Origin of the sequence: Rothia amarae, from assembly GCF_014705945.2 — a bacterium.
In the GTDB taxonomy this organism is placed as follows: Bacteria; Actinomycetota; Actinomycetes; order Actinomycetales; family Micrococcaceae; genus Rothia; species Rothia amarae.
Window position 1 is genome coordinate 1,989,234 of sequence record NZ_CP061538.1, and the last position, 16,870, is coordinate 2,006,103.

A 16,870-nucleotide genomic window follows, 5' to 3' on the forward strand; every position below is an offset into this window, starting at 1 on the left:
TTTCAGGTTCGGTTACTGCCACATCCACAGCAGGGTACCGGCAGTGGCCGATAGACCTATGCCTGCCGCACAAATAGCGAGCGCCCCCACGAAAAACCACAAGTCAGCTCGGCTATAGGTAGGCACTCGCGCCCATGTTCGTTTGCCGGATCCGAATCCGCGCGCCTCCATTGTGGTCGCTAACCGGGTTCCTCTGCGAATTGCCTGAACTAGGAGCGCGAAAGTTTGCCCTACCAGTGTTTTGAGCCGTTGCCACAGGCTATCTTGAGAGCCCAGACCGCGAGCGCGTCGGGCTTGCCCCAGTACGTTCCATTCGCTCATCATGAGACCCACGAGTCGCAAGGAGGCGAGCGCTGCCAGCACAAATCGCGCGGGCAATTTTGCGGTCTGTGCTAGGGAATCGGCGATGTCGGTGGGGTCGGTGGTGGTAATCAGCATGAGGCCGGGAAGCGCTAGAGCTAGCCCGCGCAGGGCAAGGGTTACACCCACCGTTAAAGAATCTGTCGTAATCCAGAGAACGCCCCAGTGAATCAGAGTTTCTCCGGTTTTTTCGACGAGCAATGAGGTAGACCAGCCCGAGAGTAGCGCGGCAAACAGGATGGGCCAGAAGGTGCCCAGCAGTTTGAGGGGGTTCAGCCCTAACAATCTGAGGGCGACCAGTTCAAGCAAGAAAATCGAGCCAACGCTCACCCAGTCTTTAACGAGTAGTAGCCCGATAGTCATCAAAAGGGTTGCCAGAAGTTTGACGCCGGCGTTGAGCTGTCCCAGCCGCCCGGTACGGGCTGGAGCTGGTGCGAATAAGTCCGTGGACGAGAGTAAAGGTGCGCTCACAGTGCCCTCCTTGATGCGGCGTCCGTCGAAACTCGATGTGTTGAGTCAAGAACGAACGTTCGTCCACCTACAGCTCGCACAAAATCAAGATCGTGGGTCACTGAAATGACCGCCACCGATTCATCGAGCAACTCGCGAATTAGAAGAACTAGCTCTTTCCAAGTATTAGCGTCTTGGCCAAACGTAGGTTCATCAAGAACCAGGACGCGTGGAGCACTAGCCAACGCCGTGGCAACCGAGAGCCGACGTTTTTCACCGCCAGACAATGTGAAAGGGTTTGCGCTCTCCACATGTTTAAGCCGCAGCCGCTCTAGCAATTCTTCGACGCGCACGTGTAACTGCGTTTCATCCACAGGTTGTCTACGAGAACGGGCAATATGACGGGGTCCAAACTCTAGTTCTTCCCGTACGGTGGATCGGATGAACTGCTGTTCGGGTTCCTGAAATACCAGCCCAATACGGGAGGCGAGATCCGCCGGTTTCCATGAGGCTATATCGCTTCTCAGGGCTGGGTCTTTCATATCTACGCCCTGGCTCAGTTCAGGACTTGCTGTCAGTTCACCCGCCACCGGCAGGAGCAACCCGGCAAGGGTGAGTGCAAAAGTTGATTTACCGGAGCCGTTAGGCCCCAAGATTCCCAGGTGTTCACCAGCTCGCACCTGAACGCTGAGATTCTGGGCAACCGGTTGCAAGCCAAGATGAGGTGAGCGACCAGCTAGCAAATCTGCGCGCCGATTTTTGATGATGCGGCGGGAAGGGTTCTGCCGGGTCACGGCAATTTTCTCCGCCGTAATCAATACATCACCGGCTACCGCTTCCCGTGCTGGAAACTCAGGTGAGTAATCCGGAACCCAGACGCCGGCGGCAATCAGCTCAGCCCGTGCGTCCTGCAATACCTGCAGGGGTGTTCCATCGTGAGTTATACCGTTGCGGTTCACCACAATGACCCGGTCCACATACTCCGCCCAGATTTCTACCCGGTGCTCAATCACAACGAGCGTGGCACCGGTCAGACGCTGAGCCCGCAGCACGGCATCGCGAACCTCTTTTACACCTTCAGGGTCAAGGTTGGCGGTAGGCTCGTCCAACAAAATTGCCCCGGCGTGCATCGCCAAAATTCCCGCTAGCCCCAGGCGTTGCTTCTGCCCGCCTGAAAGCGCTGAGGTGGAATGATCCAGCGCCAGGTGGTCTAATCCCACCGCAGCTAACGATTCATCGACTCTGCGCCAGATTTCTTGGTGAGGCACCTGCAGGTTCTCCGGCCCGAACGCGACGTCGTCGCCCACTCTCGCTAAAACTACCGACGATTCGGGATCCTGTTGCATCAGACCGCTCACTCCACGGGCATCCTCAGGTGTATACCCGTTGAGGGTGAGGGTGCCCAGCTGAGACTCACCGTCTTCGTCATGCAACAACCCGCCGATCGCGTGTAGCAGGGTAGTCTTTCCCGCGCCTGAAGGACCCAGCAAGAGTACTTTTTCTCCCGGTTCAATACGCAGGTTAATCTCTGAGATGACTGGTTGGGCATGTGCAGGATAGTGCCAGCCAAAATTTTCAGCGACAATCGACGCACCGGAAGAAGTATCAGAGCGAAAAGACGGAACCGGAGAAGTCTGCACGATATCCCCTAGCGGATTTCGCTTCGAGTGCGCTGAACCCTACCCGATGCCAAGGAAGAAAGTACCCCGGTCTTAGCCAGTGCCTTGGTGATAATCCACGAGAGCAAGCCAGCAAAAACCATGCCAGAAATCATCGAACACGCCACATAAATCACAGCGTTAGTGCCGGTTACTTCCGACGCGTAGTAAATGAGGATTTCGGAGAATCCCATGGCGAAACCTGAAACCGCTGCCGCCAGCAACGCGCTTGAAAGATTCCATACGCGGTAGAGCAGAACTGCAAAAACAATCTCCGCGCCAATTCCTTGGATTAGCCCTGAGAGAGCAACCATCCACGAATATTCCGTGCCCATCAGCCCAGAAATGATAGCGGCAAGTAGCTCAGTATAAAGAGCCGCGCCGGGCTTACGAATAATAAACCCGCCCAGTACACCGGCGAGTAACCAACCACCACCGGCAAGAGGTGCGAACTGCGGCGCCAGCGCCAGTACCGCCGTCAGCGCCGGGTAAATCGCATTCGACCAGACCCAAAAAATAAGACCGCAGGCAACTGCCAGAACAGACGCCACTACGATGTCGTTCACGCGCCAGCGCAATGAATAATTCCGTGCCATTAAGATTCCTTCCACGATATGAGGAAGGGGAGCCGCATACTGCGGACTTGAGACTCGACATCCCTACGCCGGTACTAACCGGATCAGGTTCGAGGGTCTGCTTTCGCACTCTCAGCACCCTTGAAGGCGCTCCCCTGTCGTTCAATACGCGCTTTCGCGTATTCAGCTCATCAGCCTTATTCAGTATAGGTGTTTTGGCGCCACCTCAAAACTCTGCCCAGAGCCGAAGACTTACGCCTGCGCGACATTTTTCCATGTTGCCAGTAGAATTGCTAAGGATACTCATCAATCGCGACATGAAAGGCAAGCTCATGAATCCAATTCAGCTCGCTGGCACCGTTGCCTCACTCGGTGGTGTGGCACTGTCCAACAAAATTCTTTCGGCAACCTGGAAAAAGGTCACCGGAAACAATCCTCCAGACAAGAACCCCGATGACGACGAGCGCTGGCGCGACATCATCCTCTGGGCAATGATTACCGGTACAGTCGGCACCATCATTAAGGTCGCTGTGAGCCGTCAAGCTTCAAAATATGAAGCAAAGAAGTCTGAAGACTCACTAGGACAGCGCGAAGTCTAAGCAAATTCTTTGCTGACATGCGCAAACACAGTGTGCTTTCTTCCTCTTTGGAAGAAAGCACACTTTTTTATGCTCGGGCTGATGGTCTTACCGCATCTGAAATCGACGTAAACAATTCTTCTCAGCCCGGCGCACGTTCACAAAAATGCCAGAATCTCGCTACTGTTAGACCCATGACACCACGCTTTTCAGCTCAAACTGAGCACGCCGATACTGCCCCCTCTGCGGCTCCCCCGCTGGCAAGTAGTGACGCAGCACCCCGATCGACGATTGCAGCATGGGCGCTGTGGGACGCCGGTGGAGCAGCCTTCAACGCGGTCATGACCACGTTCGTCTTCGGCGTCTATCTCACCTCCAAGAATTTTGGGGATCCAGAGCATGCTTCGTCGGTGATGTCTATGGGTCTTACCCTTGCTGGCCTGCTTATTGCGTTGACCGCCCCCATTACTGGCCAACGTTCTGATACCTCGGGCAAACGTACCTTCTGGCTCGGTTTCAACATGTTTGCCGTATCCATACTCATGGCGCTCTGCTTCTTTGTAGCGCCCTCGGAATCGTATCTGTACTTGGGCGTAGCTCTGATTGCCCTCGGCAACATTATGAACGAATTTGCCACGGTGAATTACAACGCCATCCTGCCCCAGATTTCTACGCCTCACACGGTCGGGCGCATCAGCGGAATCGGCTGGGCATCGGGTTATTTTGGTGGCATTGTGGCATTAGCAATTGTGCTGGTGTTCTTTATCGGTTTGGGTTCAAACACCGGTTTACTCGGTATCCCTTCTAACGATGCTCTCAACATCCGCGCGGTCGCTGTGTTCTGCGCCGTTTGGACAACAGCTCTTTCTATACCGCTGTTGGTGAGTATGCGCCGTCGGGACCGTTTGAATCCGCCGCTAGCGCAGGCAAGCACCGAGCGTATGAGTTTCAAAGACTCCTACAAAGAACTGTTCTCCACCATTCGCCGGCTTTTCAAACAAGCACCGCAGACCCTCTATTTCCTCTTCGCCTCGGCAATATTCCGCGATGGTCTCACAGGAGTCTTCACCTACGGTGGCATTTTGGCGGCGGGTACCTTCGGCTTTACCACCACTCAGGTCGTTATCTTTGCAATCGCCGGTAACGTGGTGGCAGGCATCGGCGCTCTCATTGGCGGCAAGCTCGACGACGTCATCGGACCCAAAATGGTCATTATTATCTCACTGGCTGGGGTACTCTGCGCCGCCACCCCTTTGCTGTTCAGCCAGGAACGAATCATGTTCTGGATTTGTGGGTTGCTCCTCTGCTCATTTGTTGGTCCTGCGCAGTCTGCATCTCGAACCTATCTCTCACGGTTAACTCCACGCGGGCAGGAAGGCGAAATCTTCGGCCTCTACTCCACTACTGGACGCGCGGCGTCGTTCCTCGCTCCCGCACTATTCGCGCTGTTTATGAACCTCTTAGGCGCACAAATCTGGGGAATCGTAGGAATTATGGTGGTGATTGCCCTGGGTCTAGGTATGGTTCTGCCGCTGACGGCAGCACCTCAACGTACAGTCTTGAAAAACAGCGAGGCTACTAGCTAGCGGATAATCCTGCTGACCCGAAGTTCTTCGATAACCCGATCAAATTCATGTTGCGGAATGGAACCGTAGATTTCTTGCAGGTTGGTACGCAGCTGATCGGGTGTCAGCGGGTTTTTGAGCTCAATCCAGATATCAGCGGCAAAAGGGGAAATCTCGATGAGACGATCCTCCACGGTCAAAAGCATGCGCTCATCTACCAGATAACCCGCGCTGCCAGCCATCCGGCTGAGACGCTCATTGTCCGTTGAGATTTCTACTGAATCTGCCTGCTCGCTTTGAATATCGACGTTCTCTACAGGGAGCTGCAACTGACCGCTCATCAAAGATTGCAATAGAGGAAGAGTCTCAGCAATTTCCGTATAAACCAGTTCGATCGCGCCGCCACAATGCTGAATCAGCTCAATCAACCGGTCAATCCCGTTCTCGGTACGTACAAGCCCTGAGGTTTGCTGCACGATTTCTAGCAACGCGTCGGCAAGAGCGACCCGTTGCAGGCGCGGCTCTACTGGCTCGTTCTGGCGGTTCAACAAAATCACGTGGTGCAGTTTAAAGGTGAAATCGCTAGGGTTAGCCGTAGAAATACCCAGGCTCTGCGGGTCAATCTGCTGTTTTGCTTCATGTCCCTCGGTAATCACCGACAGAGGTTTGGGGTAGGGCCGAAGATGAAAATCGTGCTGAACAATCGCCGTCTCGTCGGAGAGATAGGTGAAGTGCTGCCCTAAAAATTTAGAAGCGGTTGTTTTGCCGCGCCCTGAGGGACCCACCATAATCATCGCTGATTTATTCTGAGGATCGCCCAATGCAGCAGCGTGAAAAAGATTGAGCGAACCAGCGAGCTGCTTCAGCATGCACAGCGTAACTTCAACAGTCAGACGCTCGTGCCCCACCTCCTCGTCAGAGACCACCAGCAAGTGAGCCATACCAGGAAAATCGGCTTGAAGATGCCGCTCATTCCGCTCAGTAATGACGATGCAGGTCTGGGGGTACTCACTCACATACTTCTGGACCGTGCCTGAGATGATGCGAGGCTGCAATGCTCCCCACTCTGCGAGCGCATCATTGAAGAACCTTTGAGAAATGGACTCTTCAAAGACTAGATAAATATCCACGCCAGCAGGGCTAACTTGAAATCCTCGCATGGGGGGCTCCTTGAGGTGGGTGAGGAATGTGAGGGGTTAGGTGTTATCGGTGCTGGAAATCTCTTCCAGCGGGATTTCCGTGCGGTGAAAATTGAGGTAGCTTCGCGACGCCGTCGGCCCGCGTTGGCCCTGATAGCGGTTTCCGTAGGCGCCGCTGCCGTAGGGGTGCTCGGTTTCAGAGGTGAGACGGAAGAAGCACAGCTGCCCCACTTTGGAACCTGGCCAGAGCATAATGGGCAGGGTTGCCATGTTGGAAAGTTCGAGGGTCACATGACCGGAAAAACCTGGGTCAATAAAGCCGGCGGTCGAGTGCGTGAGCAACCCCAAACGTCCCAGCGATGATTTACCTTCTAGGCGGGCGGCTATATCCGCAGGAAGAGTGACTTTTTCGTAGGTTGCGCCCAGTACAAATTCGCCGGGATGAAGGATGAATGGCTCATTGGGGTCAACTTCTACCAGGTGGGTGAGCTCCGACTGATCTTTGGAAGGATCAATATGAGCGTATTTGTGGTTATCGAAAAGACGGAAAAAACGGTCTATGCGCACGTCAACCGATGCTGGCTGAATCATGGACTCGTCGAATGGTTCTAGGACGATCCGTCCGTCATTGAGTTCTTTGCGAATATCGCGATCTGAAATAAGCACCCTCTAAAACTATCGTATGACTTGCGTGTTCTGTCGGATTTAAAGGCTCTGACGGTTTGTACCAGATAGCGCACACTGTACTGGATACGTTCCTGGTACCTCGTGCGGAATCTGATACAAACCCCGGCGGACGGCGTCGAGATCGCCACCGACACCGCCCACCGCCTACCGCAGTTAGATATCTTGTGCGCGAAAAGATACACTGTAAGGGATGCTTTGTTCAGCAAAGCACCTGCGGCTGTAGCTCAATGGTAGAGCGCACGCTTCCCAAGCCTGATACGCGGGTTCGATTCCCGTCAGCCGCTCTCTTTTCTCTCTGTGGATTTCCCCTCACCTGCCCTTATTCTCATGGGCGAACCATTATTCTTTAAAGCAGAACAATCCATTCCCCCCTCAAAGGCATTCATGACTCCCCTTGTCCTGTGCACTCTCACCATCATCATCACGCTCGTTGCAAGCGGCATCGCCAAGGCGAAAGACCGCGCGAGCACTGCCGCCGCCATCGTTAACCTCAAGTTGGACCGCTGGCTACCCCTTAAATTTGTATCGCGCGTTCTACCCTGGGGTGAGATTGCGCTGGCACTTTGGCTCCTTCTTGTACCGGGTTGGCCCACTATTTTAGGCGGAATCGCTGCCGTCATTCTTTTTGCCGCTTACTGGATTGTGATTGCCCGCGCGGTTGCCACCGGCAACACAGCCAGCTGCAACTGCTTTGGAGGTGCCTCCGAAGCTCCGGTTTCTCGGTTCACGCTCATCCGTAATACTGCGCTGCTGGGCGCAGCAATTGGTGCACTGGTTGCGGCGGTGCAGACCCGCACCTCTGCGCTCGTCATTCTGCTTCATCTCGACGGCGCCGGCTGGCTTTGGATTCTAGGTGCCGTATTTGCTGCTGCTGCGCTGTGGGCAATGTATCGCTCTGAGCTACTCGCAACCCCCGCTGTAGAAGCCGCTCACGAGGTAGCTCCTCAGATGATGCAACCCGCTCCCGTCGAGGGCGAGGCGATTGAGGACGACGAGTATATTCGCCTCCCCATCCCTTATGGCACGTTGGAAACCAACCTGGGTACTCGCTCTTTACGCGAGCTAGCCGAACAGCGTGCGCGAGTTCTTTTCTTCCTCTCCCCCGGCTGCGGCCCCTGCCTTGAGATCATCCCGAAGATTGCAGATTGGCAGAAGCGCCTCCCCATGCTGAGCCTGCACCCGGTAGTTTCTTCTAAGGAGCAAATCGCGCAACTTCACATGCCCGAGGAGATTGAGGTGTGGGTTGACCCCGGCTTCAATACTCAAATCGCATTTGGTCGTGGAACTCCTATGGTGATTGCGCTGGGCATTGATGGACTGTTAGCTGGCGGCCCGGTCTTTGGTAGCCACTTGGTTACAGACTTTATGGACGATTTGCTCTATGAGTTCGACGCCGCCTAAGCCGCTAAACTGGTGGGATAACGGTTCGTTGAAAGGAACATATCGTGCGAGAAAAGTCGCTGTGGCAGATTCAAACTGAACGTAATCCGCAACATTCTGATTGGTACATCCAGCGTTTTAAGACAATGCAGGAGGCAGGGCAGGACATCTATGGCGAGGCTCGTCTGATTGATGCAATGGTGCCCCGCAACGCGAAAATCCTGGATGCGGGCTCAGGTCCGGGACGTTTAGGCACCTACCTCCAGCGCGCCGGACACCAGGTGACCGGCGTCGATATTGACCCCAAACTCATTGCTGAAGCTACCCGCATGTGCCCCGAAGCTACCTGGATTACGTCTGATTTGACGGATCTTTTGCAGGCACTAGATGTCCCTGAAGTTGCTGAGCTGGGTGAGAGCGGTTTTGACGCGATTGTTTGCGCTGGCAACGTCATGACCTTCTTAGCAGAATCCACCCGCTTACCCGTTCTGAAGAATTTTCGGGCAGTACTCAAAGCCGACGGACGCGCGGTCGTAGGCTTCGGCGGCGGGCGCGGTTACGACTTTGAGCAGTTTTTTGCCGATGTATCTGCTGCAGGGCTGCAGATTGAGCAAACTTTCTCTACCTGGGATCTGCGCCCGTTTGCAACTGATTCGAACTTTCTAGTGGCAGTGTTGACCCGCTAGGTTCTAACTCCAAAGGATATTGAACTGGCGCAGGGTTTCTTCCGGAAGCAGTGCCCCGGCGGCGAGTACTATCAAGACAATCAACGAGACGATGGAAACGGCAGCGGACTTCCACCCGGGATGTAGCTCGTTGAAAGTCACCAGCCCGGGGTGCTGCTTGTTCATTTGCACTACGTTGATTCGCGGGTAAACCACGGTTTGATCGGAGATATCGGCTGCGATGCGTCGCATCGTTTTGCCGTCCCAAATTCGACCGTCGAGGCGGAATACTTTTTTGCCCGCCGAGTTGAGCGCCCACATCGCAGGAATTCCCTTGTGGCGCAGCGATTTAGCGCCGCCGTCTGGAAGGTTCATAGATTTTTTGGACGCGAGCCGCTCGGCAAACACCGTTTGGCTGATGTTGGCAAGGGGAACGACATTCCATCCTATGGTTCTGCCCCGCAGCAGGTGGGTGGAGGTGCGCACCACGATGTTCGGTTTCAGAACAGAGTAAATCGCAAACGCCGCAGCAATCACCACCACAATCAAAATTATGGTGTAGGGCAGAGCAAACCGGCGCCTGGTCAGCAAAAAGATAATTGCCAGTATGACGAGCGCCGGTGGGATCGATGCAAAAATCCTACGGTGGTAGCTGTGGATGCGGGGGTGGTATGTCCCCTGAGCTTCCCCATATTTTTCAGGGACCTGATAAACGTGTTCTGCCATATGTTTATCTTAGGGGGCACGATGCACCTGTCGTTACGATATAAGCCGCGTGTTCTATGTGGGCTAAATTGGTAGCATGCGTTTTTCTTCTCGAGTGGACCGGATACTCGCTACCTGGGCGGTTGCCATATTGTGTGCAGTAATCATTGCGCTGGTGGCACTGGCACTAATCAACAGAACCGTCTACAACCCGGCGGGGCAAGTAAGCCAATATTTTGCTGCAGTTCGAGAGGGAAATGGCGAGCGTGCGTTGGGGATTCTCGGTGCTACCGTGCCGGAATCTAACGGAGCGATGCTCGACGGCGATGCGTTGCGGGCGTCGATGGCGCAGCTGAAAGATCTAGAAGTTGCTCAGACTCAGTACAGTGACGATGGCTCCCACGCGGTAGTGACAGTTTCTTATACCCTCGATGGGCAGCCTCAAACCACCGATTTTCAGTTGAGTAAGGTGGGCTCGCACTGGGGTGTTTTTGACCAGTGGCATATCGATACCAAAGAACTCCCCGTGGTCAACGTTGCGTCGTCGGGTGATTCAGCTGCTACTCTCAATAACCAGAAGGTCGCTATTGACCAGGGCAAGAGGGCTTTCGCCGTCACTTATCCGGGCGAGTTTACTGCCACCTATGAGTCAGCGCTCTATTCAGCTAAGCCGCAGACCGCGCAGGTGGTTTCAGCAGATCAGAAGCCGCAAACGCTCAGTATCGAGTTGGTGCCCAGCGAGACGGCTCAGAATTCTATTGTCTACAGCATTAAATCCCAGCTCGATCAGTGCGCTATCCAAAGCAGTCTGTACCCGGCGGGATGCCCCTTTGAATACGATTTCACCGGCAGAGTCCAGGGCGATGTTAAGTGGTCTATCGAGAAATACCCCGAACCCCAAGCCAAGCTGTCTCCTGAGGGAAAGTGGGTTCTGCCCGATTCGCAGGGAACCGCAAAAGTATCTTTCACCCAGCTTGATTTATTGACTGGTAAAACATCACAGGTCAATGACACGGTGAATTTCATCTACTCAGGCACGCTAGAAACTACAGATACCGATGTCACTGTGCATCCGGTTTCTCATTAGTTTTAGAGAGAGTATCCCCCTCTAAGCTACAGCGATAAAGCCAAAGCGGCGGTAGAACTTCTTACACTCGTTCCACCGCCGCTTTGTTACCGGGGTACACCTCAGCAGTGACGTTTAGCTATTCACACCGCGCAAATCGAGGGTGAGCTCGGTTTCATCGCTGGCATTTCCTGTTACTTTGACGGGAATACCCCAGTCTTGCTGGTAGAGATGGCAGGCAGCGTGGTCGGGGATTTCCCCGCCAGGCTCGCCATCGCAGGCTGCAGCGCGAGCGGTAATGTGCAAAACCGCCTCGGTAATTTCGGGGTTGAGCTTAAGCGAGCGGGTGAGCCCCTGACTGGTTCCTGCACCTTCCACGATGAATTCTTCAGGAGTGGAGGAGACCTTCAGCTGAGTAGGATCACCCCAGCGGTAATCAAGTTTCTGCCCGCTGGGTGCAGTAAATCGGGACACCAGCTCCAAGGTTTCCCCGGCTAGCTGAGTAGCGGGACGTGCCGTCTGTGATGCACCCTCGTTCACCTTTTGAGCCTTCTCTGGCAGGTTAACTCGTACCAGCTGGTGGGCGTTAGCTTCAACGACGACGAGTCGGGTTCCGCCGTCCTCGGTCGGCTCACACAAGACATCTGAGGGCTCATCAAAACCTCGGGCAAGGGTGGTAAGTTCTCCTGTTGCCGGGTCAAAACGGCGAATGGCGCCATTGTAAGTATCGGCTACAGCAACCGACTGATCCGGCAGAACCGTAACTCCTAGGCAGTGCTGCATGCGCGCCTGTTCGGCGTCGCCATCGACGAATCCAAAGTCAAAAAGACCTCGCCCCACGGCGGTAGATACTTGCACGGTATCGCCTTCAAAGCTGATAGAACGCAGGGCAGAAGTTTCAGAGTCCGCAACCCATAGAGTACCGTCGGCTGCTTCTGCAAGACCAGAGGACTGCGCGAACCATGACGCATCGGCGGCGCCGTCTTTGAGCCCCTCAGCACCGGTACCGGCAAAGACCTTAACCTGACCGCTGACCGGCTCAAAGCTAAAGATCTGGTGGGTTCCTGCCATCGCGATAATGAATTTTTCGGCGCGGGAAGACCACAGAATGTCCCAGGGGGAAGACAGCGCAACGGTCAGCGGATCGGCGCCGTCCACAATTTCGTTGGGATCCGCATTGCGAACGTTTTGCCCATCAATCAGTCGCTGCACTCCGCTACCTGCCAGCGTGGTGACGGTACCGCTTGCCAGGTGCAGCCCGCGCAAACGGTGGTTGACAGAGTCAGCTACGACGACGTCGTAACCCAGTTTCTCGCGCAATTCGGCAGGTACTAAAGCAAGCCCCTGAGGTTCGTTAAAGCGAGCGGCAGTAGCGCCGCCGTCCGCCCAGCCCTTTTCGGGACCGCCAAAGGTTGCCAGAGCGGTCTCGAAATCATCCTTGACCTGTACCAGACGATGGCGTGCGGTATCGGTCACCAAGAAAGAACGCTCGCCGTCGGCAAATTCTGCGGGGAGTTCCACCGCTTTACCGGGAAACGCGAAAGTACCCTCTGGCTTGGGGCGGGGAACGTAGGGGCCGTCGCCGCGGTGCAAAGTACCCTTCTGCTCGTGCTCTTCGGCAAGTTCACGTACCAGAGAAATCAGACCTTGAACATGTCCCTCCCCCGAAAGGTGCGCCACAATGTACCCTTCAGGGTCAATGACCACCAAGGTAGGCCACGCGCGCGCCGTATACGCCTGCCAGGTGGTCAGTTCGGGGTCATCCAAAATCGGGTGCTGAATATCGTAGCGATCAACCGCAGCAGCAAGTGCCTTGGGATCTGCCTCATGTTCAAACTTCGGAGAGTGAACGCCCACGGTCACCAAAATATCGGAGAATTCTTCTTCCAGCGGGCGCAACTCATCCAACACGTGCAGGCAGTTGATGCAGCATAAAGTCCAGAAATCAAGCACCACAATTTTGCCGCGCAGGGCTTCTAAGTCTAGATTTTTCCCACCGGTGTTGAGCCAGCCTCGGCCCACCAGTTCTGAGGCGCGAACGCGCGGCGAACGAATTGATTCAGTCATCTGTAGCTCCTAGAAAATGATGAGAAGAGGATAGTGGTCTCTATTGGTTAGAGTACAACCCGGTTGGGTCTGCCCCAAGTTACCTTTCGAAGAGCGAAATATGAAGTTTTTCTACCTTCACCCCAGCGCAGTTCTCCGCGGCTCCCCTCGGCATTTAGCCGCGACATGAACGTGTCTTACGTATTTGCGTTGTAAAGTTACTGTGACTCATTTTGATCGCCACTATTTTTTAGCGCTGAAAGGTCGATCATGGCAGAACACACAACACCGGTAGCTCAGGCTGAGCGGCAACTTTCGCGTTCGCTCAAACCGCGTCATCTTTCGATGATCGCCCTCGGCGGTGCCATCGGGGCGGGCCTCCTTGTGGCGTCCTCCACCGCGATTGTGACGGCAGGCCCGGCGGTTATTCTCTCCTACGCCATTGCAGGACTAGTGCTGACTTTGGTGATGCGTATGCTGGGCGAAATGGCATCTGCTTCTCCAGAAACAGGCTCATTTGAGGCATACGCCAACCGTTTTATCGGTCGATGGGCTGGATTTAGCGTCGGGTGGCTCTACTGGTGGTTCTGGGCAGTAACCGTAGCGATTGAGGCAACGGCGGCTGCAACTATTGTGCATCAGTGGTCCCCTGCCATTCCTCAGTGGGCAGCTGCAGGCGTTCTTGTTTTGCTCATGATGGTGCTGAACCTTGTCACCGTTCGTACCTATGGTGAAGCAGAGTTTTGGTTCTCCTCCATCAAGATTGGCGCTATTCTGGCGGTAATTCTCACCGGTGTACTCGCTTTGCTGGGCATTATTCCTAACACCCCTGCAACAGTTTCCAATTTGACGGCGGGGGGCGGATTCTTCGCCAACGGTATCGGCGCGGTGTTCACCGCCGTCCTTGCTGTTATCTTCTCCATGTTTGGGGCCGAGATTGTGACGGTAGCCGCCGGAGAATCTGAGCACCCGCAGGCGGCAGTCACTAAGGCAGTCAACGCCGTCGTTTTCCGTATTCTGTTCTTCTTTATCGGCGCGGTTGGAATCACTATCATGGTGGTTCCTTGGACCTCGATTACCTCCGGGCACTCTCCATTCGTCACGCTTTTTGAAGTGCTGGGCATCCCCTACGCGGGCGTCATCATGAACGTCGTGGTCTTCACCGCGCTCGTTTCCTGCTTGAACGCGGCGCTGTATAGCTCATCCCGCATGCTCTTTGCGATGGGTCGAAACGGCAATGCGCCCGCCTTTTTTGGCAGGGTATCTGGCGTCAAGAGCCCGTGGAGCGCCGTCATCTTTTCGTCGCTGATTGGGTTGGCATCGGTACTACTCAATTACTTCATGCCAGAAGCCGTTTTCGCGCTGTTGGTCAATTCCACCGGCGCCATCGGAATTTTTGTGTGGCTCATCATAGCCGTCTCGCAATTGCGCTCCCGCAAGGTTTTGGCTGCACAGGGAATCAATGTGTTGAAACAACCCGGCGTTTTGAAGATGTGGCTTTTCCCTTACCTGAACTGGGCAATGATTCTCGCTCTCGGCGCGCTTCTAATCTTCATGGCGGTGACCGAAAGCCACCGGGTTGAGGTGCTTATTTCGACGACGGTCGCGGCGGTCGTCGTGGTGCTCGGTGTGTTGAATGCACGACGGCAGGCGAAGGGTTAGCCTCCCAGAAGCTTTCGTACACCCAAAACGTTGAATACTCATCCAATATTCTCAGCATTCAACGTTTTGGGTGTACTTGAAACCTAATTTCCTGCCCCTCGCCCTCTACTTTCTCCGTTCATCCCGTTCGTTGAGGTCAAGGAACATGTCGTTGTAGGCGTTGAGCTCGGCGTCGCCATCGCGTTCTTCCTTGCGGTCAAAACGGCGCTGAACCTTCTTATCGTTCTGTGCCCAGAGCACGCCGACCATGACCGCAATAATCATGGTTGGAATTTCGCCGATGCCCCACATCAGGGATCCGCCCAGCTTCTGGTCATCGATGGCGGAAAGTCCCCAGGGGCGGCCGAGATTACCGAACCAGGACGCTGCCAGTAGGGTGTCCATACTCATCATGGCGATGCCTACGAAGGCGTGATAACCCAGGGTTGCAATAAGCATAATGAGCCGGAAGGGGTAGCCGGGACGGTTAGGAATGGGGTCGATACCAATCAGAACCAGCGAGAAGATGTAACCGGTGATGAGGAAGTGCAGAATCATGAACTCATGGCCCACATGGTACTTGAGCACGAAGTTCAGCATGGGGGTGAAATATACAATCACAATCGAACCCGCGAAGTTCACCGCGGCGAAGATGGGGTTAGTAATAACCTTTGACCACCCTGAATGTACCAGTCGCAGAATCCACTCGCGGGGGCCGCGGGTGCCGTCCTGCCTAGGTTCGAGCGCCATCAAAAGCAGGGTGACGGGCGCACCTAACACCAAGAAAATGGGCACGATCATAGTCAACGACATATGCTCCACCATGTGCGCTGAGAACAATACGCGACCGTAGACCGCGAGCGCGCCCGAAGTCACGTAGTTGAGCAAGAAGAGACCTACGAACCATGAGAGCAGCCGTACTACCGACCACTGACCACCTGCTCGTTTCACTTTTACGAAAGCCCAGAGGTAAGCAAAAGCTAGGAAGAGAATAACCGCTACCCAGAACCAGTCAAAACGCCACTGGGTAAACCATTCGGCGCGATGCGGCTCAGGGGGCATGTCGTACCAGGTGATAATGCGTACCGGTGAGGCATCTTCAGAGAGTGTTTCAGGTACCGGCGGTGGGGTGCGCGAGAGCGATACCGCTAGCCCGCTGGTAGCACCCATTAGTACGATTTCCACGAGAATTGCCGTCCATAGACCGCGAATGAGCCCGACTTCGCCGCGTTGCATTCCCGGGATGAGGCTCATGCGGTGCAGCGCGCCGATTGCGCCGAGGACGAGAGTCAGCATCAACTTGGCGATGACCAGTTGTCCATAGGTTGTCGTGAAAATTTCATCCCAGCTATTCATACGCACTGATGCGTTGACGACGCCCGAAAGAGTCACCAGCACAAAACCGCCGAGTGCCAGAACCGAATAGCGGCGCAGGACAACTACCGCCATTGGCGCACGACGCTCGGTAGCTGATTCGCTGCCGCGCGCAGATTCGGTGAGGGTACCGCTGCCGGCGTCTTGGGCCGAAACCTGGCGGGAGATATAGACCAGCGCGATGAGACCACCACACCAGAGCGCTACGCCTAGGAGGTGCAGTCCAAGAGAGTTGACCGCTCCCATGTGGTCGTCTCCGCCTGAGGAATGCCCACCCAACGCCATGGAGACCAGCGCAATCATGGAAAGCGCCAGGGTGAGGAAGAGACCCATCAGCGAGCGAACACCAAAAATGAGGGTCGCCACAACTGCCGCCACGATGACCGTGGTTGCTTGTTGTTTTCCGGAGTCAATCGTGGTGATGTAACTGGTAAGTTCCGATGTGTATGCGCTGGTGAGGCTTACCGGTCGCCCAGAAATATCGGCGTAGGCAAGAATAAGCACGCAGAGCGCCAGAATGGTCCAGGCAACTGCCATAGCGGCGCCGAAATTCAGTAAAGAAACAAACGGTGGATATTCGTCACGTTCCAAGTTCTTCTGCCGTTGTTCTGCACTGTATTTGTGCGCCATGTTGATGCGATTTTTTCGCCAGGTGGAATCGCTAAAACGAGGAACAATTCCGATTGCAAAAAGAAGGGAGCCCATCACCGAAATCATGGTGAAGTTGTGCAGAGTTTCGGCTACGGGCAGGCTCCATCGCACGAACCTTCCGGCGTCGGCCAGGTCGGTTGCTGCGTTGATGCCGAGCAGTGCCAAGGTAACCAGCAGGAAGGTGAGGGCGGCAAAAGGAAATACCCATACCCACTGACGGCTCAGACCGCGCTTGTTCTCAGGCACGGTTTCACCGGCAGACGCCGCGCGGCTGCGCCCCGACGATGCCGAAGTGGTGGAGGGTGTTGGTTTCATAGCCATAATATTCCT

The 16,870-nt window shown here is 55.0% G+C and carries 14 protein-coding genes, 1 tRNA gene and 1 riboswitch; of the genes, 7 read left to right on the forward strand and 8 right to left on the reverse strand.

The features are described 5' to 3' along the window. Positions 1–12: 12 nt before the first annotated feature. Genes IDM48_RS09305 through IDM48_RS09315 form a run of 3 tightly spaced genes read right to left on the reverse strand, consistent with a single transcriptional unit; the run spans position 13 to position 3,064 of the window. Positions 13–831: an energy-coupling factor transporter transmembrane component T family protein gene (locus tag IDM48_RS09305; protein WP_233125939.1), complete on the reverse strand. Its 819-nt coding sequence runs from the start codon at positions 829–831 to the stop codon at positions 13–15. Then, entirely contained in the window at positions 828–2,450 is a 1,623-nt protein-coding gene (locus tag IDM48_RS09310) for an ABC transporter ATP-binding protein (protein WP_190617072.1), read from the reverse strand. The genes IDM48_RS09305 and IDM48_RS09310 overlap by 4 nt, the downstream gene beginning before the upstream one ends. Positions 2,451–2,458: 8 nt before the next feature. Then, positions 2,459–3,064 (reverse strand): ECF transporter S component, encoded by a 606-nt coding sequence (locus IDM48_RS09315; protein WP_190617074.1) that lies wholly within the window; start codon positions 3,062–3,064, stop codon positions 2,459–2,461. A 43-nt stretch (positions 3,065–3,107) separates the two neighbouring features. After that, positions 3,108–3,209, reverse strand: a riboswitch (TPP riboswitch). A 166-nt stretch (positions 3,210–3,375) separates the two neighbouring features. On the opposite strand from IDM48_RS09315, the gene IDM48_RS09320 reads away from it, so the two are divergent. Beyond that, positions 3,376–3,642 (forward strand): DUF4235 domain-containing protein, encoded by a 267-nt coding sequence (locus tag IDM48_RS09320; protein ID WP_068169978.1) that lies wholly within the window; start codon positions 3,376–3,378, stop codon positions 3,640–3,642. Between the two features lie 17 nt (positions 3,643–3,659). Then, complete coding sequence (locus tag IDM48_RS09325; protein ID WP_238397958.1) at positions 3,660–5,207, forward strand: MFS transporter; 1,548 nt, start codon at positions 3,660–3,662, stop codon at positions 5,205–5,207. On the opposite strand, the gene IDM48_RS09330 is transcribed toward IDM48_RS09325, so the two are convergent. Both IDM48_RS09330 and dcd read right to left on the reverse strand, forming a co-directional pair. Then, positions 5,204–6,346: a hypothetical protein gene (locus tag IDM48_RS09330; protein ID WP_190617077.1), complete on the reverse strand. Its 1,143-nt coding sequence runs from the start codon at positions 6,344–6,346 to the stop codon at positions 5,204–5,206. The genes IDM48_RS09325 and IDM48_RS09330 overlap by 4 nt on opposite strands. Before the next feature lie 36 nt (positions 6,347–6,382). After that, positions 6,383–6,991 (reverse strand): dCTP deaminase, encoded by a 609-nt coding sequence (gene dcd, locus IDM48_RS09335; RefSeq protein ID WP_190617079.1) that lies wholly within the window; start codon positions 6,989–6,991, stop codon positions 6,383–6,385. Positions 6,992–7,225: 234 nt separating this feature from the next. On the opposite strand from dcd, the gene IDM48_RS09340 reads away from it, so the two are divergent. From IDM48_RS09340 to IDM48_RS09350, 3 genes are all read left to right on the forward strand, one after another. Further along, positions 7,226–7,296 (forward strand) — tRNA-Gly (locus IDM48_RS09340). A gap of 100 nt (positions 7,297–7,396) precedes the next feature. Then, entirely contained in the window at positions 7,397–8,413 is a 1,017-nt protein-coding gene (locus IDM48_RS09345; protein WP_190617081.1) for a MauE/DoxX family redox-associated membrane protein, read from the forward strand. A 41-nt stretch (positions 8,414–8,454) separates the two neighbouring features. Continuing rightward, positions 8,455–9,078 (forward strand): class I SAM-dependent methyltransferase, encoded by a 624-nt coding sequence (locus IDM48_RS09350; RefSeq protein WP_420803885.1) that lies wholly within the window; start codon positions 8,455–8,457, stop codon positions 9,076–9,078. Between the two features lie 3 nt (positions 9,079–9,081). On the opposite strand, the gene IDM48_RS09355 is transcribed toward IDM48_RS09350, so the two are convergent. After that, positions 9,082–9,783 (reverse strand): hypothetical protein, encoded by a 702-nt coding sequence (locus IDM48_RS09355; protein WP_190617083.1) that lies wholly within the window; start codon positions 9,781–9,783, stop codon positions 9,082–9,084. Positions 9,784–9,859: 76 nt separating this feature from the next. On the opposite strand from IDM48_RS09355, the gene IDM48_RS09360 reads away from it, so the two are divergent. Beyond that, entirely contained in the window at positions 9,860–10,849 is a 990-nt protein-coding gene (locus IDM48_RS09360; RefSeq protein WP_190617085.1) for a zinc ribbon domain-containing protein, read from the forward strand. A 114-nt stretch (positions 10,850–10,963) separates the two neighbouring features. On the opposite strand, the gene IDM48_RS09365 is transcribed toward IDM48_RS09360, so the two are convergent. Next, on the reverse strand, positions 10,964–12,895 hold the full coding sequence (locus IDM48_RS09365) for an NHL domain-containing thioredoxin family protein (RefSeq protein WP_190617087.1): 1,932 nt from the start codon (positions 12,893–12,895) through the stop codon (positions 10,964–10,966). A 249-nt stretch (positions 12,896–13,144) separates the two neighbouring features. Between IDM48_RS09365 and IDM48_RS09370 the strand changes: the two genes are divergently transcribed. Then, a complete protein-coding gene (locus IDM48_RS09370) occupies positions 13,145–14,536 on the forward strand; it encodes an amino acid permease (protein ID WP_190617089.1) in 1,392 nt (463 codons plus the stop codon). 105 nt (positions 14,537–14,641) lie between these two features. On the opposite strand, the gene IDM48_RS09375 is transcribed toward IDM48_RS09370, so the two are convergent. Next, positions 14,642–16,855: a bifunctional copper resistance protein CopD/cytochrome c oxidase assembly protein gene (locus tag IDM48_RS09375; RefSeq protein WP_190617091.1), complete on the reverse strand. Its 2,214-nt coding sequence runs from the start codon at positions 16,853–16,855 to the stop codon at positions 14,642–14,644. Positions 16,856–16,870 lie beyond the last annotated feature (15 nt).